The following is a 21,141-nucleotide window of genomic DNA, read 5'->3' on the forward strand; positions in this document are numbered from 1 at the left end:
CCAAATGTACTTTAACTATTTAAGTGAACTATATAAATTGAACTAAATATTTACACAAAACGGAGAGGACAGAAAGAACCTGAAGAAGCGGAGCGTTCGCCTTTATCCCCGGATTTCCCCCTTTATAAAAGGAATCAAAAAAATCTGGGGATAACAGCGATTGGAAGGTTGTTCTGTCATCGAAGTGGCCAGTGTAAATATTCTTTAGTTCAACTTATATAGAGAGGAGTAAAATAGATGTCTGAAACTCTGAATTCAACGGACCGAAGAATCAAAAAATCAAAAGCTGCGCTGAAGGATGCTCTCATCCATTTGATGCAAAAACATCCCTTTAAAGAAATATCGATTACGGATATTGTCGAGCGCGCCGACCTGAATCGAGGTACTTTCTACAGGCATTATCAGTACAAAGAAGACCTGTTCAACGAAATCATCAATGATGTGATTCAGGATCTGGTGACTTCTTTTCGCAAACCCTATCAAGGGTTGAAAGAGTTCGAGGTCGGTCTGATGCCCTCTTCGGCCATCACCATATTTGAACATGTGCACCAGCATGCACAATTCTATACACTGGTTGTACAGTCCGAGGCTTCGTCCAACTTCCAGCGCATGATCTGTGATGTTCTTCGCGATCTCTCCTTACAGGATCTGAATCACATCTTCCCGCAGCACATTAACCATGAACTGTTGGCAAGTTACCAGTCTCATGCGATATTCGGCATGATCATGGAGTGGATCAGGCAGGATTTCAAGCATAGCCCTACCTACATGGCCGAGGAGTTATTCAAGATCATTCATTACAAGCCTGAAAACACTTTAAAGCGTCCCCCTGTATAGAATTCTACTTCTTAGCAGTTCCATATTGTTAAAATAAAAAGAACGGTTGGATCGGCAGGTTACCCTCATTCAACCGTAAGTTCGCGGATGTATCTTCCATATACGTATTTCTCATATCCTAATGAGTAAATTCAGCAGAGAAGCTGGTGCTCCTCTGGCTTCGGTCCGTTTAGACTGTTTAAATATGCTAATATGTATCTCTTGTAAACTTGGTATATAAAAACCTAGTATCCCGTCTACCAAGTGATTACTTTGCCACTAATCCATCCGTACTTCCCATCTCTTGTCCACACTTCGTACCATGTACGACCATCTGATGGATCATAAACGGAACCGCCCCAGTGTTCCAACTGATCTCCTTTGTCGACAACGGCAACTGCAGATCCATTAATCGAAGGTATATCTCGCATATTGGCATGGGCCACCGATACGGTCATGAACTGCGCTTTAGATATGGAGTACGCAATTCCTTCGTAATAACGACCATCCGATTGCTTCACCACTTTACTGCTCACCCATCCGATGCTTCCATCCGAAATACTTACCTGATACCAGGTACGCCCGTCCGTGGGATCAAAATTTTTGCGGTGCAGATATACAGCTTCATCGTCTTGGTATAGGATACCTACTGATCTTGCATTGATACTAGGTGCTACGCGTAGATTTATTTCTGAAGACGTTGGCTTCAGATAATCAATACTTTGTTCTGCTGACGTCTCAGCCACAGCGTAGCTTGCTTCTTCCTTCGGTTTCTCTACTGCCTGAGCCATATCTTCTTGAACCTTGTTAACTTCCGTTTGAGCTTCACTCTTTGAGTCAACCACTAACTCTACCTGCTCTCCGCTTTGAACTACGTCTGACTGTACACCTGGTTTGGTTGTCTCCTGTAATTCTTGGCTCTTCCCTTCTTCCTTAATCGTAATCTCAATCCCGCCACAACCGCTCAATACAACAGTCGCTCCCAGCAGTATGGCAAACACCTTCTGACCCTTCATCATATCCCTCTATTTCTGTATATAGTTAGTCCAATTGCCCGACTATAAACCTCTTTAATTTTAATCCAATTGGCTATAATTGTATATGAGATTCCATCAGTGGATTGATTCAAACAACAAGCAGCTCCCCATCTACAAAAGGTAGTTCAGAATGATTCTGTTCGTCGAAATTCGGTACGCGGAGCAATACCATGAATTATGCAAAGACGATATCAAAAAAAGACTCCCTCGGGAGTCTTTTCCTTCAGATTATGTCCTTGGCCTTAATCTGCTCATTACAGCCCCAGCTTCTGCCCTTTCTCCAAACGCTGAATCTGCTGCTCCCCGGTATCCGCAAGTTCACGGAACTGGTTAATCGTCTCGCGCATTCTAGGGAGGGCTTCCTGCTTATAAAGACTAATCGAATCGAGTGCTGACAACACATCGGTGAACGCCTGTTTCATCGTATCCACGGAAATGCTGGCTTCATATGCCTGCTTCTGAATGGCAATTCCCTGATCCTTGAGCATTTTGGATGTACCGGCAATCAGATCATTGGTTGTCTGGTTCAGCAATTCAATCTTCTGCAGAACAATCTTCTGATTATACAAAGCACTCGCTACCGTAACGGCAATTTTCAGTGCCGAGATCGTTACATTCTTGGCCCGGTCTACCCCTCGAATTAGCTCCTTGTTGTTACGGATGACCACTTCAATGGCCATGATGCCCTGTTGATTCACAACCAGCATTTGCTGCAGGTCCATGACCCGCTGACGGAGTGGGAACAACACTTCCTCTGTAATAAAGCGGACTTTCTCGGGGTCCTCATTGCGGGCCTTGGCGGCTTCAATCTGCGCGTCGATGGACTCATCCATGAGCACGCCAAGCTGAATCTCCTTTTGCAGTCGTTTGGTGAGATCTCTCAGGTTCTGTTGTTCGATCTCCAGCGTCGTATTATCGTTACGCAGGGTGGATCTGCCTTTATCCAAAGAGGTTACGATGTCAGCGATGACTGCGTCAGCCTTCTGGTATTTCAGGAAATAGGCGCGAAGCGGATTGAACAATTTCCCGAGAAATCCGGTTTTGGCAAAGTCGACCACGCTCGGGTCGAGATCCTTCAGTTGCATATGCAGCTCAGTCAAGCCTTTGGCAACCTGACCGCCCTCGTCTCCCGTTTTGGACAGATGTCCAACGGAGACTTGAAGCAAGGCGTTTTTCTCGGAAGAGGATCTCATCGTGTTCATGCCAAAGCCGTCAATGGATTGCAGAATCTCTTTGCGCTTCTCCAGGGATTCGAGATCCAGTGTCATGATCATCTCTACGTTGGCATTCGCCACTTGTTGAAGCTCCGCGACCTCGGCGGGCACGGGTTTCACCTCTTCTTCAATCACCTTCTGAATTTCCTTCTGGCTCGGTATTTCCATTGAAAATGACATCTCAGTTCCCCCTTTAAATTTACATCTGTACGTTAAACAGGTTCCCGATCTTGTACACGACATCGTCGGTATCGGCATTGATGCTTGCCGCTTCGTTAATGCTGGAGATGCTCTCCAAAGCCTTGATGTCCGCGTTGTACCCAATTGTATAGATTGGCACTTGGTACGTCTCGACCAGATCGCGGATATCCTTCAGGGTATGACCTTCATTGGTCTCGCCATCACTCAGAACAAAGATCAGCGGCTTCACATTCGGATTAGTAACCATGTAATCTTCCAACATCTTCATCGCTACCACGATCCCGTCAAAAGTAGCCGTCCCTCCGCCAGCTTGCAGACTATCCACTGTTCCGACAAACATGGACTGCTGGTTTGTATCATATTTGGCAATCGGCAGATTCACAGTTACCCCGCTGGAGTATGAAACCAAGCCAATACTGTTGTCTGTACCCAGGTACTTCTGACCTTTGCGCAGGGACTCCTTCAGTCGGTTAAGCGGTTCGCCGTCCATGCTTCCGGATACATCCGTCACGAACACAGCGGCAATCGGTTTGCTACCGTTTTTCTTTTCTTTCCATACTTTCTGTGCAGACAACAACGTGCCGCCATCCACGGTGGCCAGTTCGGATTTGTAATCCTGCAACCCATTGAAACCAAACTCTTCCGCTGATTGTTGGTACTTCGCCTGGGTTACGAATTCCGCAAACTTCTGGATAATCTCCTGTTTGTTCTTCGGCAATTGTCCCAATGCATACAGCGGACTGTCATGTCTCACGCCAAAAGGTGTAAAGACGTAACCACTCTTCAGATCGGCAGTATTCACATACGTCTGGTATTCGAGTACAAAGGCATCCAGTCGGCCTGACTTGGCAGCTTCCCGCATCTGAATGGTTGTCGAGGCTGTAAACGGTACATTCGTCTGGAATTTCTCAAATCCCTCAATCGCCTTCTCGCCCAGCGGATTGGCGCTATCATACGTATTCAGTGCAGTTACCAGGAAGTTCAGTCCTGTGGAGCTGGCAAATGGATCGGTATATCCCATCGCGAGTTCATTATTGGCAATCGCTTCAGTTACGGTTTTTACATTCACGGAGCCGTAAGTATCAACCAGTGCATCATACTTGGCTTTGGAAATGACAATACCAGGGACATTCCCAACCAATCGCTTGGAAACCATCTCTGTTTTCACCCCACTGGCCTCAACCATCTCGCCCCACAGTTCATTAGAAGGCGTGAATGCATCAGGTATATACTTGCCCGATTTGATATAATCGCTAGCCGTTCCGGAGGCAATGTTGCGGATTTTGACAGATACCTGTTTCCCGCCAACGGTAATTTTTGCTTTGTTGAATTCCTCGCCCACTTCAGTTAACCAGCCATCTACCCCGCTGCCTGACTTCTCCGTGGAAGAGAAGATTTCGACGTAATCATTCGTTGTATTCTCTACGGCAATTGCGAATTTGGAGATATCCGGCAGCGATTCCGCTACGTCGACCGGATCGAGATCAATCTGTCCTTTGACCGGTTCTGCCGTCGCTGGTGCAATGTCCGCGTACAGTTTGCCCAGTTCCTTACCTGCATTCTCTGTGCTCACCTGTGTGGTCGACTTGCCAAAGTTCGATGTTAATGTTATTCCTGCATAGACCAGACCGAATACGAGTACCAGCATTACAATCGATATGAAAAAAAACTTTCCCTTCTTGGCCATACGAGCAACCCCTCACTGTCTGTATAATTTGGTGTGCTTGATTAACTGATCAATCTCCTGCATACAAGGCATCTGTTCAATATCTCCTGCTTCAAAGCTGTCGAGGCGTGAAATCTCAAGTAACAACTGATCCAACTTGAGCAAAATTTCCTCATTGGTGTGTAATGCATTCTTCACATAAGACAAATAATCGTTGTATACCTTGGTTTTTTCCTGAAAAAGTTTCTGGGGTAGTGTTGAGGATTTGGATTTCATCATGTTGGCATAGTCGGCTTCATCGAATACATTCAACCGATTCAGTACACTGCGGATATTCAGGTATAACAGCTTCTCCACTTCCATCGTGACTGATGCGAATTTTTTGTAGCTTAGTTCCCCCGGATCAAACCGCTGATGAAGCACATTCAGGAGTGTTTCTTTCTTCTTTTTCATCCGGCTAAGTTGAGACAGCCCCAGCGTAATATCTTCTTCGAGGACTTTGATGCGTCTATAAAAAGATAAAGCTTCCACATAATCTTCATGTGTTTCGATATGCTTCACGGGCAGAACCACCGGCTGTCTAAACAGCATGGTGTAACTGCCATATAAGAGTGCCATTGCACTGCCGAACAACAGGGTAACGGATAGCGAAGTTGTGAATGCACCCTCCCCGAAATTCAGCCCGATAAAGCCGGGTGAGAATGCCAGAACATTCACAGCAACAACAACGAGGATTAATCCCATGAATTGTATGTACTTAATCATGTTCAATCATCCGACCTCCTTTCATGTTATATATTGAAGCTATATGTCGTTATTTTCCTGTTCCACTTTTTCTATTGTACATGATGTTAACGCTCTCAGGTGGATAACATTGGATATTGGGATACTCATAATATACGTGGTTTGGGCTTATCCCATTTCATATTTTCAGGGACAACGTGGAACTTGGCAGGAAATGTTGTGGTCAATCCGTACAAAGTGAGTTTTACAAGACAGCAGATTGTGGATAAGAAATGTTATCAGGTAATACGTGGAAAATGGCTATGCGTGTCATTTTTTATATAAGACTTGTCTGAAAAATAAGCAATGCAAAACAGGGGTCACAAGAACACTCACACAACATGTTAGAACTACAAACACTACTGAAGCATAAAAAAGACGAAACGGAGATCATCCGATTTCGCCTCTTATGGGTAGTTTCTTCGTTTAAGGTTGGGTGCTCTATAGCTAACGAACTGAGGTAACGTTATTGGGTGCATGTCAGCTCATCTGAAAATGCAACGAACCTGAGACACGTTATATTCGTGTATTAGGTGTAAAAACGTTGTTTATCGCCTATTTCAGATAAAATAGAGTCGCTGAGATTCGTTACATTTTCCACCTCACCCATATTGCTCAATTAAGGCGTGTAGGGTTCGTTAGCATAAGAAAACGGCTACCTTATTGCTTCCTCTGTCGCAGACAGGTTGACGCTACGCATTACCTTAGCTTGAACAACGAATCCAGCGGAATGTGCAATTCAGGATACAAGACAGATATCATCGTTTCCTGCTCAGTATACAGATGACGAGTCTGATAACTGCCATCCTCCAACGTGTACACATGGACGGTTTCATTCCCGGGGTCAACAATCCAGTATTCGTTCACGCCGTATTTCTGATACAAGTTAAATTTTTCGTTAAAATCCTTTAGCGCAGTCGAAGGCGATAACACCTCGATAATTAAAGAAGGTGCACCGTGACAGCCATTCTTAGATATCTGGTCTTTGGAGCAAACCACCGATAAATCAGGCTGTACAACTTGATCTGGCAGGTCATATTGTTCATTTTCGCTAAAATACACATCAAAAGGGGCAACAAACACGAAACATTTCCGATTCTGAAAAAAAGTCCGCAAAGAGAAGTGCAGCTCACCCACAATAAACTGGTGCAATGAAGTGGGTGCTGGAGACATATTAAAAGCTTTGCCGTTAATTAATTCCCATGCCCCCTCCCAAGTTAACCAATCCTGAAAGTTATAAGTACCTTTATTATCGGGCTTTGCCACACTTCCAACCTCCTCTTTCCAACTAACCGTAATTTATTTTCATTATAACATTGTGTTTGCGCCTTTTCACACCATGCCTCTTATCATGCAAAGAGTGATGCCGGTTTGCTTCGCGTGGTGCGTACCTCTACAACTTTCCCGGCACAGCCATTGTCACCCTCCGCCTGGAACATGACCTTAACGCTGTCTTTACCTGATGTAACGGACTCAGGAATATTATAGGTCACATAGAATACGTCGCCGATTTTGTTCATATGAATTCGCTGCTCTCCAATGCGTGTGCCATCCACGGTAATGGTGAATTGTCTCTCATACAACATACCTTCCCGTTCAAATGTAGAATAATCTCCACCCCAATAGGCCACACATAGATAATTGGTTGCGGCGCGATCCACCGCCAGTTGGTAACTGAAGTAAGCCCCGCTGACACCAAAAGCCTCTCGCCACATATGCAACTTCTTACGGCCATCTGTGGTTGAACCGTTGTGATGCTCCCCACGGCAGTTGCTATCCAGTTGATGTCCAATCTCATCCTGTTGACCGTCAGCCTGAACCCTGTCGATGGTGATATCGTTCAGCTCTTTTTCGAGCGCATCACCTTCATCGTTAAACGGCCAATACACGGTATAAAATTCATGGTGCACATCATAGAACGGAATCAGCTTCACGGGTTCGCCCGTGGAAGTGACATCCTTGCTAAGTTCAAATGTTAACGTCTCTGCATCTACAACCTTGATCCACTCTTGTACATCCTCCTGCTCCGTCCAGATCACAGGTACAGGTGCGGTCTTGGGATTCAATGCTGTTTCGTCCACAATTGTGTCCTCTGGAAGACCCTCGCTTCCCAGTGCACCGGCGAGCACAATCGGGCCGTACAGAAAGGCTACTTTGTGCGCATCATCCCGGGCAGTGTACTGGCGAAGCGACATCGGCAGGGTGATTGTGATGACATCGCCCGCAGACCATGTGCGGTCGATGGAGAGATAGCCGGGTTCGATCCGTGTATACGGATGTTCCGTATCCCCGTTAACCGTTGCCGTCATTGGCTGTTGCAGCCATGAGGGCACGCGTAATCTTAGATGGGCCGAGGCGCTGCCTCCGGTGATCGTCAGGGTCACCTTTTCCGAATAAGGAAAGTCGGTTTCAAGCTTCAGGGATATTCCCTTAGACGTCCAATCCAGCTGAGAAGCGATATACAGGTTGACGTACAGGTCCTGTTCATCCTCAAAATAGATCGCCTCGGCATATTTGCCCGGGTTCTCCATGCCTGATCCTGTGCAGCACCACCAGGCGGTATCGTGAGTCCCATAGATTTTGTAGTGGCCTTGCAGTGTTGAGGCAAAATACGTTTTGTTCCCCGTATCGGGGTCCTGCGTGCCGAGGATGTGATTATAGATGGCGTTTTCATAATAGTCCATGTAGGCGCTATCGTGATTCCAGGCGAAGAGTTGTTTCGTCAAATGCATCATGTTGTGGGTACAGCAGCTCTCTCCTGTTTTGATGCCCAGACTCTCCATGCCCTTCGCTTCGTAATGCTCCGAAATACTCGTCGCGCCAAATACGTAAGAACGATGATGCACCGTCGTGTTCCAGAAAAATTCTGCCGCTGTCTTATAACTCTCATGGCTATGGTCCTGATTGTAGATTTCAGCAGCACCGATCACTTTGGGTATCTGAGTATTGGCGTGTCTGCCTTGAAGATCGTCCTGCTTCTGCTCCAAAGGTCTCAGGATCAATTGATGGGTAAACTTATTGGCAATCTCAAGGTATAAGGCCTTGCCCGTGATCCCATACAAATGTGCAAATACTTCATTCATGCCCCCGTGTTCACTTAGAAGCATCGTCTGCATCTGTTCTTCTGTCATCGGGAGCAAACCTTCTACCGCCCAGTCTGCAAATCGAGTAACCACCTCAAGTGCCTGTCCGTTACCAGTGAGTTTATACGCATCAATCAGACCGCGATAGATTTTGTGCACACTGTACCAGGGAACCCAGTATTCACCGATATTGAATCCACCGATATTCTCTGCTCGAAAAGCCATGTGGAAAGGTTCTTCGGACAAACCACCGATATACCCGCTCCCCGTGGTATCCTGGATTCTCGCAAGTTCGGTGACAGCATAATCCAGTCTTTCTTTTAACGTCATATTCCCGGTTGCCTGATACGTCACAGCCAGGGCAGACAGATAATGTCCAAGGGAATGTCCGCTGATGGTACGTGCCTCCCAACCCGCGTAGCGTTCTTTTCGGGCAGGTAAACCATGAGCCTCGAAGCATGGAGCCAGGAACCGATCCATATCCAGCGATAACAGGTAACGCTCCCCCACCTCTTGTGATGTTTGGAACACACCATGTAACAGCTCTACATGTTCCGGTCCCAGAAATCCTTTTTTCGTATCAATCATGACACTCACTCCTTCACGGTATGTACTATGTAAGTTGAACTACAGATTATTTACACTGACACTACGATGACAGAACAACCTTCCAATCGCTGTTATCCCCAGATTTTTTGATCCCCTTTCTAAAGGGAAAATCCAGGGATAAAGGCGAACGCTCCGCTTTTTCAGGTTTTTTCTATCCTCTCCGTTATCATGTAAATGATTAGTTCAACTTATAAAGATATTCACATGCAATTTCATCGATTAATTTTTAAGGGGTAAAATCCGTGTTCCGTTCCATATGTCCTATACTCAACAATCCACCCCACTGCTTGAATATCCCCATGTTATCAAATAAAATGTAATAACATCAGACTCATAATCCAAGAAAAGGTGGATAAATCCGTCCTATGCAAAAGCCACTGGAACATTACCTTTGCGGCAAGTTCATATCCGACGGCAACTGGAGCCACATGAGACGCAGCATGCCTGTTCACGAGATCATTTTGATGCTGGAAGGTGAGATGTACATCGCGGAGGACAACGAAAAGTACGTAGTTCGTGCCAACGATCTGTTGTTTCTGCGCGCGGGTCGCACCCACTATGGCTATCAGGTCAGCGACACACCCGTCAGCTTCTACTGGGTTCACTATGATGCCATCCAGCCAGAATTCAACCAATTCAGGACACATGCCACCATTCAGGTTCCTTCCATGGCCAATCAGTTATTTAAGCAATTGCTGCATGTGTCCTCCTTCTCTCCCGAGGAAGCTGACGCTGCTCTGCTGTTATTGTTCCGAGAACTGGAACGTAATATAGAGGCGGATTATCGCCCGCACAATGCGATTGTGGACCATATCTGCAAGTGGGTCGATATTCATCTGCATACAAACATCACGGTGAGTCAGATTGCGGAGAATTTTAATTTTAACAAAGACTATATTTCCAAAATGGTGAAGCGCGAGAAAGGTACTGGACTTAAAACCTATATCCTCACAGAACGAATTCGCCGGGCGAAACAACTGCTGCTCAACACCAATGCCAGTGTAAAAGAAATCGCCGGACAGTGCGGATTCTCCGATTACAAGCTGTTCCTGCGCATGTTCAAGCAATACGAAGGCAATACGCCAACCGAATATCGCAATCATCTGTATTCCACACAACTCAATCGCTAACGCGCTTTGATCTATAGAAATGACTGAGTGAACTATAGAAAGTTTGAATCAATCAGATGGAATCCGTTATGGTAAAATGCAAGAAAACTCTATATCATACTTAACCCATAAGAGAAGAGGAATTATAAGATGACAACGGCTGCCGTTACCATTCTTCCTGCCACAGAAACAGACCATCCAGAGATCGTAGATATCCTTGTTGCAAGTTATGCCGAGTATCGGGAGACATTTGAGCAAAATGAACGTTGGGAGGCCTACTTAAAAGACATTAGAGAGTCTGTGGTTAATCCGTACCTGACACAACTATGGGTCGCCAAGATTGATAATCAGATTGTCGGTACGGTGCAATTGTTCGAAACAGCGCATAAGGCCTATCCAAATTTTGAATTGCCTATCGATTATCCATTTATTCGACTATTAGGTGTTGATCCAAGATGGAGAGGCCACGGGATCGCCAGAGCATTGCTCCAGCAATGTGTGGAATCTGCCAAAGAGATGGGCAAAAATACAGTGTATTTATATACGGGCGGTCAGATGGTCAATGCCATCCGTTTATATGAGCGTTTTGGATTCTATGAGGATAAGGAATTCAGCTCCGAGAGTAGTGGGGGTAAGGCGATTTGCTACCGCTATGATTCCTAGCATTAGGTATTAGCGAACTGCGACCGCGATTAGCGAAATATGATTCATGAAGATAGCCAGTGAAAGATGACTGTTCTACTTGAATAACGTGAAAAAGACCATTCATGCGGATGAACGGCCTTTTTCACGATCTAAAATTTATACTTCAATTACGTTGATATGAAAATCTATCCTTGTTAGTGAGAAGTTAGCGAAAAGTCTTTAGCCGCCAATCTCCACCAAAATCTTCGCATGGCTCTTGTCGCTCATCAACAGCTCCAGCCCTTCCTCTACGATGTCGTCCAGTTTAATTTTTTTGGTGATAACCTGTTTCACATCGAGCGACCCTTCCGCAATCAATGAGATTACTTCTGGGAAAATGTGTCGATATGCCAGTGTTGCCGTCAGATTTGCTTCCTTCACCAGAAGATCCAGGAAGTTTACCTGAAGTGGATTCGGAATCGCAGCGATCACAACAACTTCTCCACCTTTTTTGACAACCGCAACCGCGCTGTCCATCGTTGGTTGTACACCCGCTGCCTCATAAGCCACATCAATGCCACCCGATTGTTGCAAAATCACTTCGGTTGCATTAACTTTGGCACTGTTCACCGGAATCGCCCCCAGCTTGGCTGCCAAGTCCAAACGTTCCTCAAATACATCGACTGCATAGATTTCAGAAGCGCCTGCTGCTTTGGCAGACAGAATGGTCAATAATCCAATCGGACCGGCTCCGTATACGGCTACCTTATTGCCTACTTTCAATTTGCTGTGTCGAACGGCGTGAAAGGCTACTGCCGTAGGCTCAACGAGCGCGCCTTCTTCGAATGTTACGTTATCCGGGATGGGATGTACCATGTAGGATTCAACAACAACATACTCCGCAAAACCACCATCACCATTCAGTCCAACGAATCCAAATTGAGTACACTGGTTATAACGCCCCTGGATACAGTATTCGCATTTTCCACAGTGGTACAATGGCTCTACCACAACTCGCTGCCCCACACTGATACCGCTTACATCAATACCCAATTCACTCACGGTTCCTGCAAATTCATGACCCAATGTCAGCGGTGCTTTCTGTCCTGAGAGCGGATGATTCTCGCCTTCTTGAATGCCCACACCATGATGATAAGCATGCAAGTCACTGCCGCAGATCCCCGCATATTCCACTTTGATTTTGACTTGTCCTGCTTGAGCAACCGGAACCTCGCGATCTTCAACACGCACATCTTTATGGGCATACCATACTGCTGCTTTCATGAAGTTCATCCCCTTTATATGATTGTCTATATATTATATCGCTGTTCATGTATTATTCATATTTATAGATACTAATGTTAACATTAGTTGTATTAATGCTAAACGGAGATGAACTCATGAATCTGGAACAGCTCGAATATGTCGTTGAAATTGCGAAAACCCAATCCTTCTCCGCCGCCTCGGAGCATCTGCATGTCACACAATCGGCGATCAGCCAATCGGTTCATCGTCTGGAGAAAGAAATGGGGATCATCCTGTTCGAACGCTCGCGGCAGGGAACTCATCCCACGCCCGAAGGCAAACAATTCATAGCCAAGGCACTGGACATTTTACAGCGGATTGATGAATTGAAATCCCTGAACGCAGAAGCCTCCTCTCTTAGCGGTGAGCTTCATGTGGCTACTTTTCCAAGTGTCATGCCCTATCTTGTCCAGTCTGCTGCAGATATGAAGCGTGAGCACCCGCAACTTAACATCTCCATTGAAGAGAAAGGGTCCATGGAAATTATCGAGGATATTCGGAATAACAAAACCCATCTGGGCTTTATCGCGATCTATGCCAAGCAATTGCGGGAATTCGATGGACTTCACTTCAGTCCCATGTACTCGGGCAAGCTGGTCATTGGTACTCATCACCTGTCTGAACTTGCCAAGCACAGCCGTGTTTCACCAGATCAATTAAAAGAACACAAGCTGGCACTTTATCGAGATGGTTTCATCGAAGACTTTCTCAGGGAATTCACCTATGATCATGGATCTCTGTCCATTCTGTTCAAAACAAATAATTCAGAAGCCATCAACATGGTGTTACGAAACGATATTGCTGCCACGATTGGTCACGACTTTTCCTTTTACCAAAATCCATTATGGAAGGAAGGTCTGGTGAAGATGGTAGAGATCGCTGGAATCGATCAACCCAAAATGCACATTGGCTTCGTGCAGACGGAATCCAAAGAGGCCGCCGTAGCCGCAGAACGATTCGCCCGACGCTTCAGACAGGCGATAGAGCTGGATCATCTATCAAAGTGATATGAAAAACAAAAAGTGCTCTACGCCTCTGAAGGAAGTTTGGGATACTCACCAACTTCTCCAGGAACGGAGCACTTTTTTATGCCTTACATCGTTACACTGGCTATACAACAGACCAGGTTTTTTTCTGCTGCCTCTTACGTAAACTATGGCTACAGCATACTCCAACTACAAAAACTATACTTTTACTTTACGCACAGCTTCGCTCATCTCGTTGGTCTGCTGCTCCAGCATGGTGGAAGTCTGCGCCACCCTGTTGAACATGGCCGACTGTTCACGCATCAAGCGATAGATTTCATCCGAATGATCCGAGACCCCGGCTGAGATCTGCGAGATCGTATTGACGGAGGCTGCGGCCTCTTCCGATCCTGCCGAGATTTCCTCTGCCGCAGCGGAGACTTCTTGAATACGATGAGTCACCAGTTGGAACGCATCAACCACATGGGCGAAAGCTTGCTCCGCCTCTGCGGTAATCGTAACACCTTGGCCAATCTCCTGCGCGGTAACCCCCATCTGTGAGCCAATCTGCTGTGATTCTTGTTGAATGCGAAGCAGCAAGTCGGAGATCCGTTCCATGGATGTGCTTGAGGCCTCAGCCAGCTTGCGAACTTCATCCGCCACAACCGCAAAACCTTTGCCATGTTCTCCTGCATGAGCTGCTTCAATGGATGCATTAAGTGCAAGCAGCTTCGTCTGACTCGCAAAATCACGAACCGTGTGCAAGGCACCACCAATCTCTTGGGAATAGTTGTTCAGCACCTGAACCATCGTTACAACTTCACCTGAGACATGTGAGATGCTCTCCATCTGTGTTTTCATCAATGTCATGCTCTGTTTACCGGACTCTGCTGTAGCAAGCGCACTTGTTGCTGCATCCGATACGATCATGGAGGATTCGGAAATGTCCGTTATGCCTTTGGCAATCTCCTCCATCGCATTCGCACTATCGCTCGCACCCTGCTTCTGCGTATGCGCCCCTTGCCTGATCTGTTCGACTGACTGATCAACCGTCCTGCTCATCTCAATCATCTCTTCGGTACTGCGATTAAATTCCTTCGTTGATTCCGATAAAATATTGGTGGTTACTGCCACGCCTTCAACCATGTTACTCACGATCTTGTTCAAGTTGCCGGACATATGTATCATTGCTTGATATGTGGTTCCAATCTCATCTTTGCTTTTCAGACGGTAAGACGTCAAAATTTGGTTGGCTTCTGCAAGCTCACCCTGCGCCATTTTTTCCACACTCGCCTTCAGCGGTTGAAGTGGTCGCAGTCCCCTTACGATAAACGTCATGACAACGGCAATACCTATAAGGGTAATTAGTAGCAGTAAAGCATAGAAGGGAATACTCGATTTCATGATATCCGATTCAATGTTTCCGATCACCGATACCGCCGTATCAATACCAATTACACCTGTTACAGTGCCATTACTATCGAGCATAGGAGCGTAAGAGGAAATATAGTTGCCATAATCCTCATTATTAATAATTGAAGAACTGGCTGGTTGCCCCTGCAACAGCTTCTGGACAGCCTCCTGAGGGACATCCGTGACTTCATTAATCGGTGAAGCTTTATCCGCATCCTTCATACCGTCCACCATAATAAGTGGGGTACCTTTATCATCTATTTTGACGAAATAGACATACATTGCACCAATCCTTACGCGAAAATCATCCAATTCATCACGAATCTTCAAGAATGCGTCATTCTCTTTGGGATCCTTGGCAAACTCGGCATAAGATTCTGTATCCAGCTGATTCACATAACTCTGAGCAATTTGGATATTGTAACTGGAAATGGCCTCCTGTGCAGCCAGCTTCATATTGGCCACCTGTAACAGCATGCTGCCAACAGCTATAATCGTCATGGCCAGTGTAACGACTGCAACAATGCGTACAACCAAACGCTTTCTAAAAAAACCGATCATCCGCTCCTCTTCCTCTCCCGTGAACCCAAGCCTTTTTGACTAGACGCTACCCAAAAAACGCATGCTTGAAGCACTAAGTATGGGAAAATAGTAAACGAATATGTCGAATTAGGCAAGAAAATATTGGGTTGAAATAAAACGCTATCATGGTTGTGGTAGCTTTGGTCGATGGAACTGCATTTAGGCTTAAATGAGTTATGTTTATTCTGTATTAGGAGTGTTGTGTAGGAAGGTTGATTGAATCAACACATGTACTATAATTATCGAAACTAAAAGAGGGATGGTGTTTCTCAATTGAAAACTTTTTATTGTGATCTGGAAATTACCTTGGATGTCATTGGCGGAAAGTGGAGACCTCTTATTCTGTATTATTTATTAAAAGGTCCTAAACGGACCGGTGAATTGAAAAGACTCATGCCAACCATTTCTCAGAAAATGTTAGTCCAGTCATTACGGGAGTTGGAGGGTGATAATCTAGTTATAAGAACAATGTACAATCAGGTACCACCAAAAGTGGAATATTCAATATCAGAAATGGGCATGTCACTTGAACCCACTCTGCGAGCCCTTTGTGAATGGGGTCAGAATTATGCAGAGAAGACATTGAGCAAGGATGAATATCAGAGAATAAATGTAGAATAGAGTTATTTCAAAATCATTTTATGATCTGATTCATCACAATTATCACTTTTTGGTTACTATATAACCAAAAAGTACGTACTATTTTAAAAGTGCTACATGGTACATAATGAGCCTTGTAATATAAAGAAAATAAAAGAATTGAGGAGTGTGTAATGATGTCAACAACCAACAAACAAGTTGTTCTCAATATCCGTTTCAAAATTAAGCCCGGTAAGAAAGAAACTTTCCGAGACAATCTATTCGCGATGATTAGCAATTTCAAAAGTGAACCCACTTTTGTTAATGCGATCGTCTCCGATGATCTTGATCATTCTGATGATCTGGTGATCTATGAAATCTGGCAAGGAACAAGAGAAAGTTGGATTCAAGATGAACTTACTAAACCTTATCGTGCTGAGTATGAAGGTGCGCTTACCAACCTCATTGATGATAGAATCGTAAGCTGGCTTGAACCAGTCGGTGAATGGGGTAGTACACTGACGAATGTAAGACGGTAAGTTTTCAAGATGAGAATGTGAAACAAAATATTTTCATGTATGTATAGACGTTCAAAGGAGTTGTAAATATGGGGAAAATACTTATTACTGGAGCAACAGGTAATCTTGGTAGCAGAACGCTAGAACTTCTTCTCAAAAAAGTTCCGTCAAATCAGGTCGCTATGTTAGTCCGTAATCCGGAATCTGATAAAGTGGCAAGATTTATTAAAGAAGGTGTGGAAGCCCACCAGGGCGACTATTTTGATTATAACTCTCTTCTACAAGCTTTTAATGGTGTTGAAAAAGTGATGCTCATTTCCGCGGTAGCATTTACCGATCGCAATACACAACATTTCAACGTCATCGCTGCCGCAAAGCAGGCTGGGGTTAAGCAAGTGATCTTCACGTCGATCATACGAAAAGAAAATTCAAATCTAATTTTGCCCGAAGTAACGATGTCAGACTTATTCGCTGAACAAACGCTTAAAGCATCCGGATTAGACTATACAATCCTGCGGAATCCACCATATCTTGAAGTCATAAATTCGTTCTCTGGAGATGCACTTAAATTTGGAAGTGTGCGAGTACCAAAGGGTTCAGGTAAAGTATCCGCTGCATCTCTGGATGATTTGGCGGCAGCCAACGTAGCCGTCCTCACCGAAAACGGACACGAAAATAAGTCATATACTCTAAGTGGCAGTGAGGGAAGCTCTTTCGAAGATATCGCTGCAGCCCTCTCGGAGATTAGTGAGACTAATATCCCTTACGAGGCAATTAGCGAAACCGAATATATTGACACTATGGTAGCGAATGGCTTACCTGTTCATATGACTGATTTCTTATTAGGTTGGATGCGGGCAATAAACACTGGAGAATTCTCGGAAACGTCTGGAGATCTTGAACGTCTGATTGGCCGAAAACCAATGTCATATAAGGAATTCTTGAAAATCAAATCTCCGTTTTCTAAAGTTGAAGATTGAAAGCTGACATGCACTTAAACAAAAAGGGCGAAGCATAACTAGTACGCTTTGGTGAAATCGCCGCAAAGTACTCCACCCCTTGGGAAAAGCTACCCAAAGATTAGATATATGTCTAATAAGTAATAAGAATGTGTTAATGTCTATTCTAGCAAGCGGTTCTGGTTATAGAACAATATATTCGTTCAAAGTGTATAAAATAGGGACTGCTAAAAGCAGTCCCTATTTTACTTATAAAGTTTTCTCATTAATTATGACTCTCATTCATACTAAACTGTCCGTCCATTCGTCCTCCTGAATCGAATCAGGGACCAGATGATCAGCAACGCAAGCACGGCAAGACAGATGCTAATGCTAAACCGATTACCTTCATCGAACACAAACATCACAGCAATCACAGTGAGACATAGTACCACTACTCCGGTGATGTAAGGGAAACCCCAAACTTTGAAGGTCGGTTGAACCGGATATCTCTTCCGCAGTTTTAACTGTGATGAGGCAATACAGATCCACACAAGGATGACCACGAACCCCGGAACTGCGAGCAATACACGGAACAGTTGATCCTGCGCGAACAGACCAAGCATGGAGCCCCCGAGCAATACAACCGCGCACACCAGCAAGGTATTAACCGGGCTGCCGTTACGATTTGTCTGTGATAATGCCTTCGGAGCTTCACCACCCACTGCCATGGAATGCATCATCCGGGATGCACCGTAGATCCCTGAGTTAGCTGCAGATAGGACTGCCGTCACCAAAATAAAGTTCATAATGTGTGCTGCTCCCGGTAGTCCCGTTGAGGCGAGCACCTGTACAAACGGACTGCTCTCCGGCCCAATCTCATTCCATGGGATGAGACCACAGATGATGAGAATCGGCAAGGTGAAGAACAGAATAATTCGGAGCATGAAATTGCCCACGATTTTGGGCATCACTTTTTCTGCATTTTCCGTCTCCGTCAGAGTCAGACCAATCAGCTCCGATCCCCCATAAGAGAACATGACCACAAGCAATGCCGAGAAGATCGATGACCAACCGTTGGGGAAGAACCCGCCTGCTTGTGTATAATTTTGCAGATAAGGGGTGTTATCACTTGGAATAATGCCAAAGATCAACCCTGCACCCAGGAAGATAAAAATGATGATCATGGCAATTTTAATCCCGGCCAGCCAGAACTCAAATTCCCCGAACACACCCACACTGAGCAGATTAACAAGTATAATGAACGCCGCACACGCCAGACTCAGCATCCACAGCGGTACTTCTGTGAACCAATACTGCAAAAAGCTCCCGGCGGCAATCACCTCAATAACACATACCGATAACCATAGGAAGCAATACATCCATCCCATAACAAAGGAAACTCTGCTACCGAATGCTTCCTGCACGAAGTCTTTCATATTTTTGTTTTTATACACCGTAGCCATCTCCGCCATCGCGGCCATAACCACCAGCAGCAATAATCCGGCAAAAATGTACGTGATAATAACGCCCGGACCTGCGAGTCCGATCGTCTCTGCGCTGCCTTTGAAAATCCCTGTACCAATGACACCACCCATAGCCATAAAACTGATGTGTCTTGGTTTAAGCTTCTTCTGTAGTGTTCCTTCTGTCTGAGCCAATTCAAATCCTCCTGATGTAAAAAACGTCTGTAATACTGTCTTGTTTCATAGACATAATGTCCAGTATACCCTATTGTTCATCAATCAGCCCAGAAGTTCCTTATGGCCAATTCATCCCAAGCATATTTAGACATAACCTATGTTTTATACCCCACAATGGCACAAAGCAATCTGTATACAATCCAGGTAAGCACCACAGCAATTATAGGACATAACACCAAGACGACAAACAGCGGATTCATCTGATCTAGCCACCAATATATCATCCACAGCTCCTTCCACCCCTTCATAGCATGGTCCATGTTACATCATTGCGTGTATTCTACTCTTTTTCCAACTTTAAAAATGTACGATATGTTGCAAAATAAATAAAAAACCAGCATCCTGTAAAAATAGAATGCTGGTTTCTCATGCGAATCCATTTAGATTGTTTTCGTCATAAATGCACTGTTGGGGTCCAATATATAGTCCGCGAATGGTTCGCAATATTCGAATCCGAAATCTTCATACAGCTTCCTTGCCGGGATAAATGAATCCATTGAACCCGTCTCCAGACTAATTCGTTTATAGCCACGTTCTGTGGCAACCTCCATAATGTGAGCCAAAATTTTTCTCGCTACGCCTTTTCTCAAGTGGGCCGAAGCCGTACGCATCGACTTCAATTCTGCATGTTCTGGATCAAGTTCTTTGATGGCCCCGCAACCGAGCAAGTCGTCGCCTTCCCATGCACACCAGAATGTAATTTCAGGTTTCTTGAGTCCATCCAGATTCAGCGCATGAATACTCTCTGGAGGCGAATCCGCTGCCATCCCTTGCAAATGCTCTGCGATTAATGCCTTCACTTGTACTCCACTCAAATCATCCACTTTGATCTCCAAAACATATCACTCCTGCTGACATTTTTATTAGTTCTATCACTGAATGCATTTCGATTAATTCATCTTACTACCGTGTTAGGTTTCATGACAAGAGGCCACTTATATGCAATAAAATGTTCTATTGTGATTCACCTATTATTTCCATTATGATGAGGCTATCAGATGTAAAAGGAGAACCCTATGACACTAACAACGGATAACCTGTTTTATAGCACACGATTGAAAATGACACCCCCACGTGCTGAAGATGTGCAGACCATGCTGCAATGGAACGAAGACCCGGAATACCTACGGAATGTAGATACTGATCTTGCCATTCCCTATTCAGAGAAACAGTTGGAAGATGAGGGCGAGACTAAGAACAAGGAAGTGTACTTCAGACTCCGCACGCATGAAGAGGATACGCTGATTGGTTTTGTCGTCATTCATAGCATTGAATGGAACAACCGCTGCGGACAGCTTGCCATTGGCATCGGACTTGCGGAACATCGCAACAAGGGATATGGCACGGAAGCGTTGAATCTTATTTTACGATATGCGTTCCACGAGATGAATCTGGACCGGGTTGGTCTCGATGTCATCGCCTACAATGCCAAAGCGATTCGCTCCTATGAAAAGGTTGGTTTTCAATTGGAAGGTCGGGCACGTTCAGCAGTATATCGTGATGGCAAACGTTACGACCGCTTAATGATGGGAATCCTGAGACCAGAATGGGAAATACACAATCAGATCCATACGGAGGATGAACAAGCATGAACAAGAATGGAGAAGTTACTGCGTTTATTGAACAGATTCAGATCCCCTGGCAAGTACAAGTCGCTGAACAATTGCGACAAATGGTGCATGATACCATCCCAGACGTGCAGGAACGCGTGCAATACAAGAAACCTCATTTTTTGAAAAACGGAAGTTACGCTGCGGTCATCTCTCCATCCAAACAAGCCGTATCCTTCACGATCTTTCATGCAACCGGACTTGATCTACCCGATGGCATATTTGAAGGCCCGGAAGAACGCAAAACGATCAAGCTCAAGGAAAAAGATACGCCGGATTATGAGTGGTTGGCTGGTTTGTTAAAGCAAGCATCTGCGGAATTGTAGACGGATGTATTGAACAGGAGCATATGCACCAGTAGGAGTAACTTAGATGTTATTATGCTG

19 protein-coding genes are annotated in these 21,141 nt (G+C 45.0%); 9 read left to right on the forward strand and 10 right to left on the reverse strand.

Annotation, left to right across the window (positions count from 1 at the left end):
* The first annotated feature begins 237 nt into the window (after positions 1 to 237).
* Complete coding sequence (locus MKY73_RS24780; protein WP_339303868.1) at positions 238 to 837, forward strand: TetR/AcrR family transcriptional regulator; 600 nt, start codon at positions 238 to 240, stop codon at positions 835 to 837.
* Between the two features lie 236 nt (positions 838 to 1,073).
* Here MKY73_RS24780 and MKY73_RS24785 read toward each other — a convergent pair whose 3' ends face one another.
* The 6 genes from MKY73_RS24785 to MKY73_RS24810 form a co-directional block, all read right to left on the reverse strand.
* Positions 1,074 to 1,835, reverse strand: a complete 762-nt coding sequence (locus MKY73_RS24785) for an SH3 domain-containing protein (RefSeq protein ID WP_339303869.1) — start codon at positions 1,833 to 1,835, stop codon at positions 1,074 to 1,076.
* 272 nt (positions 1,836 to 2,107) lie between these two features.
* Entirely contained in the window at positions 2,108 to 3,247 is a 1,140-nt protein-coding gene (locus tag MKY73_RS24790) for a toxic anion resistance protein (RefSeq protein ID WP_339303870.1), read from the reverse strand.
* 19 nt (positions 3,248 to 3,266) lie between these two features.
* Positions 3,267 to 4,955, reverse strand: coding sequence for a VWA domain-containing protein (locus MKY73_RS24795; RefSeq protein ID WP_339303871.1), 1,689 nt, complete (start codon positions 4,953 to 4,955; stop codon positions 3,267 to 3,269).
* 12 nt (positions 4,956 to 4,967) lie between these two features.
* Positions 4,968 to 5,699, reverse strand: a complete 732-nt coding sequence (locus MKY73_RS24800) for a hypothetical protein (RefSeq protein WP_339308749.1) — start codon at positions 5,697 to 5,699, stop codon at positions 4,968 to 4,970.
* Between the two features lie 717 nt (positions 5,700 to 6,416).
* Positions 6,417 to 6,983 carry a Uma2 family endonuclease gene (locus MKY73_RS24805; RefSeq protein WP_339303872.1) on the reverse strand — a complete coding sequence of 189 codons (567 nt, stop codon included), beginning with the start codon at positions 6,981 to 6,983 and terminating at the stop codon, positions 6,417 to 6,419.
* Between the two features lie 83 nt (positions 6,984 to 7,066).
* Positions 7,067 to 9,388: a beta-L-arabinofuranosidase domain-containing protein gene (locus MKY73_RS24810; RefSeq protein WP_339303873.1), complete on the reverse strand. Its 2,322-nt coding sequence runs from the start codon at positions 9,386 to 9,388 to the stop codon at positions 7,067 to 7,069.
* 386 nt (positions 9,389 to 9,774) lie between these two features.
* On the opposite strand from MKY73_RS24810, the gene MKY73_RS24815 reads away from it, so the two are divergent.
* Positions 9,775 to 10,539 (forward strand): AraC family transcriptional regulator, encoded by a 765-nt coding sequence (locus MKY73_RS24815; RefSeq protein ID WP_339239831.1) that lies wholly within the window; start codon positions 9,775 to 9,777, stop codon positions 10,537 to 10,539.
* A gap of 129 nt (positions 10,540 to 10,668) precedes the next feature.
* Complete coding sequence (locus tag MKY73_RS24820) at positions 10,669 to 11,181, forward strand: GNAT family N-acetyltransferase (RefSeq protein ID WP_339303874.1); 513 nt, start codon at positions 10,669 to 10,671, stop codon at positions 11,179 to 11,181.
* Between the two features lie 201 nt (positions 11,182 to 11,382).
* On the opposite strand, the gene MKY73_RS24825 is transcribed toward MKY73_RS24820, so the two are convergent.
* Complete coding sequence (locus tag MKY73_RS24825; RefSeq protein ID WP_339303875.1) at positions 11,383 to 12,426, reverse strand: 2,3-butanediol dehydrogenase; 1,044 nt, start codon at positions 12,424 to 12,426, stop codon at positions 11,383 to 11,385.
* A gap of 116 nt (positions 12,427 to 12,542) precedes the next feature.
* Here MKY73_RS24825 and MKY73_RS24830 point away from each other — a divergent pair, with 116 nt between their 5' ends.
* Positions 12,543 to 13,454, forward strand: a complete 912-nt coding sequence (locus MKY73_RS24830) for a LysR family transcriptional regulator (protein WP_339303876.1) — start codon at positions 12,543 to 12,545, stop codon at positions 13,452 to 13,454.
* A 177-nt stretch (positions 13,455 to 13,631) separates the two neighbouring features.
* Here MKY73_RS24830 and MKY73_RS24835 read toward each other — a convergent pair whose 3' ends face one another.
* On the reverse strand, positions 13,632 to 15,386 hold the full coding sequence (locus MKY73_RS24835; RefSeq protein ID WP_339303877.1) for a HAMP domain-containing methyl-accepting chemotaxis protein: 1,755 nt from the start codon (positions 15,384 to 15,386) through the stop codon (positions 13,632 to 13,634).
* Positions 15,387 to 15,680: 294 nt separating this feature from the next.
* Here MKY73_RS24835 and MKY73_RS24840 point away from each other — a divergent pair, with 294 nt between their 5' ends.
* The 3 genes from MKY73_RS24840 (at position 15,681) to MKY73_RS24850 (ending at position 17,484) form a co-directional block, all read left to right on the forward strand.
* Entirely contained in the window at positions 15,681 to 16,028 is a 348-nt protein-coding gene (locus MKY73_RS24840) for a helix-turn-helix domain-containing protein (RefSeq protein WP_339239823.1), read from the forward strand.
* Positions 16,029 to 16,180: 152 nt separating this feature from the next.
* Positions 16,181 to 16,525 (forward strand): antibiotic biosynthesis monooxygenase, encoded by a 345-nt coding sequence (locus MKY73_RS24845; RefSeq protein WP_339303878.1) that lies wholly within the window; start codon positions 16,181 to 16,183, stop codon positions 16,523 to 16,525.
* Positions 16,526 to 16,593: 68 nt separating this feature from the next.
* On the forward strand, positions 16,594 to 17,484 hold the full coding sequence (locus tag MKY73_RS24850) for an SDR family oxidoreductase (protein WP_339303879.1): 891 nt from the start codon (positions 16,594 to 16,596) through the stop codon (positions 17,482 to 17,484).
* A gap of 266 nt (positions 17,485 to 17,750) precedes the next feature.
* On the opposite strand, the gene MKY73_RS24855 is transcribed toward MKY73_RS24850, so the two are convergent.
* Together MKY73_RS24855 and MKY73_RS24860 are read right to left on the reverse strand one after the other, a co-directional pair.
* On the reverse strand, positions 17,751 to 19,103 hold the full coding sequence (locus MKY73_RS24855; RefSeq protein WP_339303880.1) for an amino acid permease: 1,353 nt from the start codon (positions 19,101 to 19,103) through the stop codon (positions 17,751 to 17,753).
* Positions 19,104 to 19,525: 422 nt separating this feature from the next.
* Complete coding sequence (locus MKY73_RS24860; protein WP_339303881.1) at positions 19,526 to 19,981, reverse strand: GNAT family N-acetyltransferase; 456 nt, start codon at positions 19,979 to 19,981, stop codon at positions 19,526 to 19,528.
* 180 nt (positions 19,982 to 20,161) lie between these two features.
* Between MKY73_RS24860 and MKY73_RS24865 the strand changes: the two genes are divergently transcribed.
* Together MKY73_RS24865 and MKY73_RS24870 are read left to right on the forward strand one after the other, a co-directional pair.
* Positions 20,162 to 20,737 (forward strand): GNAT family protein, encoded by a 576-nt coding sequence (locus MKY73_RS24865; protein ID WP_339303882.1) that lies wholly within the window; start codon positions 20,162 to 20,164, stop codon positions 20,735 to 20,737.
* Positions 20,734 to 21,081: a DUF1801 domain-containing protein gene (locus tag MKY73_RS24870; protein WP_339259006.1), complete on the forward strand. Its 348-nt coding sequence runs from the start codon at positions 20,734 to 20,736 to the stop codon at positions 21,079 to 21,081. Before MKY73_RS24865 ends, MKY73_RS24870 begins: the two co-directional genes overlap by 4 nt.
* Positions 21,082 to 21,141: the final 60 nt, after the last annotated feature.

This window comes from Paenibacillus sp. FSL R5-0519, from assembly GCF_037974275.1.
Lineage (GTDB): Bacteria > Bacillota > Bacilli > Paenibacillales > Paenibacillaceae > Paenibacillus.

Bases quoted from the DNA above. Each gene is read 5' to 3' on its own strand.
- MKY73_RS24780 (WP_339303868.1), top strand. From the start codon at position 238: ATGTCTGAAACTCTGAATTCAACGGACCGAAGAATCAAAAAATCAAAA.
- MKY73_RS24785 (WP_339303869.1), bottom strand. From the start codon at position 1,835: ATGATGAAGGGTCAGAAGGTGTTTGCCATACTGCTGGGAGCGACTGTT.
- MKY73_RS24790 (WP_339303870.1), bottom strand. From the start codon at position 3,247: ATGTCATTTTCAATGGAAATACCGAGCCAGAAGGAAATTCAGAAGGTG.
- MKY73_RS24795 (WP_339303871.1), bottom strand. From the start codon at position 4,955: ATGGCCAAGAAGGGAAAGTTTTTTTTCATATCGATTGTAATGCTGGTA.
- MKY73_RS24800 (WP_339308749.1), bottom strand. From the start codon at position 5,699: ATGATTAAGTACATACAATTCATGGGATTAATCCTCGTTGTTGTTGCT.
- MKY73_RS24810 (WP_339303873.1), bottom strand. From the start codon at position 9,388: ATGATTGATACGAAAAAAGGATTTCTGGGACCGGAACATGTAGAGCTG.
- MKY73_RS24815 (WP_339239831.1), top strand. From the start codon at position 9,775: ATGCAAAAGCCACTGGAACATTACCTTTGCGGCAAGTTCATATCCGAC.
- MKY73_RS24820 (WP_339303874.1), top strand. From the start codon at position 10,669: ATGACAACGGCTGCCGTTACCATTCTTCCTGCCACAGAAACAGACCAT.
- MKY73_RS24825 (WP_339303875.1), bottom strand. From the start codon at position 12,426: ATGAAAGCAGCAGTATGGTATGCCCATAAAGATGTGCGTGTTGAAGAT.
- MKY73_RS24830 (WP_339303876.1), top strand. From the start codon at position 12,543: ATGAATCTGGAACAGCTCGAATATGTCGTTGAAATTGCGAAAACCCAA.
- MKY73_RS24835 (WP_339303877.1), bottom strand. From the start codon at position 15,386: ATGATCGGTTTTTTTAGAAAGCGTTTGGTTGTACGCATTGTTGCAGTC.
- MKY73_RS24845 (WP_339303878.1), top strand. From the start codon at position 16,181: ATGATGTCAACAACCAACAAACAAGTTGTTCTCAATATCCGTTTCAAA.
- MKY73_RS24850 (WP_339303879.1), top strand. From the start codon at position 16,594: ATGGGGAAAATACTTATTACTGGAGCAACAGGTAATCTTGGTAGCAGA.
- MKY73_RS24865 (WP_339303882.1), top strand. From the start codon at position 20,162: ATGACACTAACAACGGATAACCTGTTTTATAGCACACGATTGAAAATG.
- MKY73_RS24870 (WP_339259006.1), top strand. From the start codon at position 20,734: ATGAACAAGAATGGAGAAGTTACTGCGTTTATTGAACAGATTCAGATC.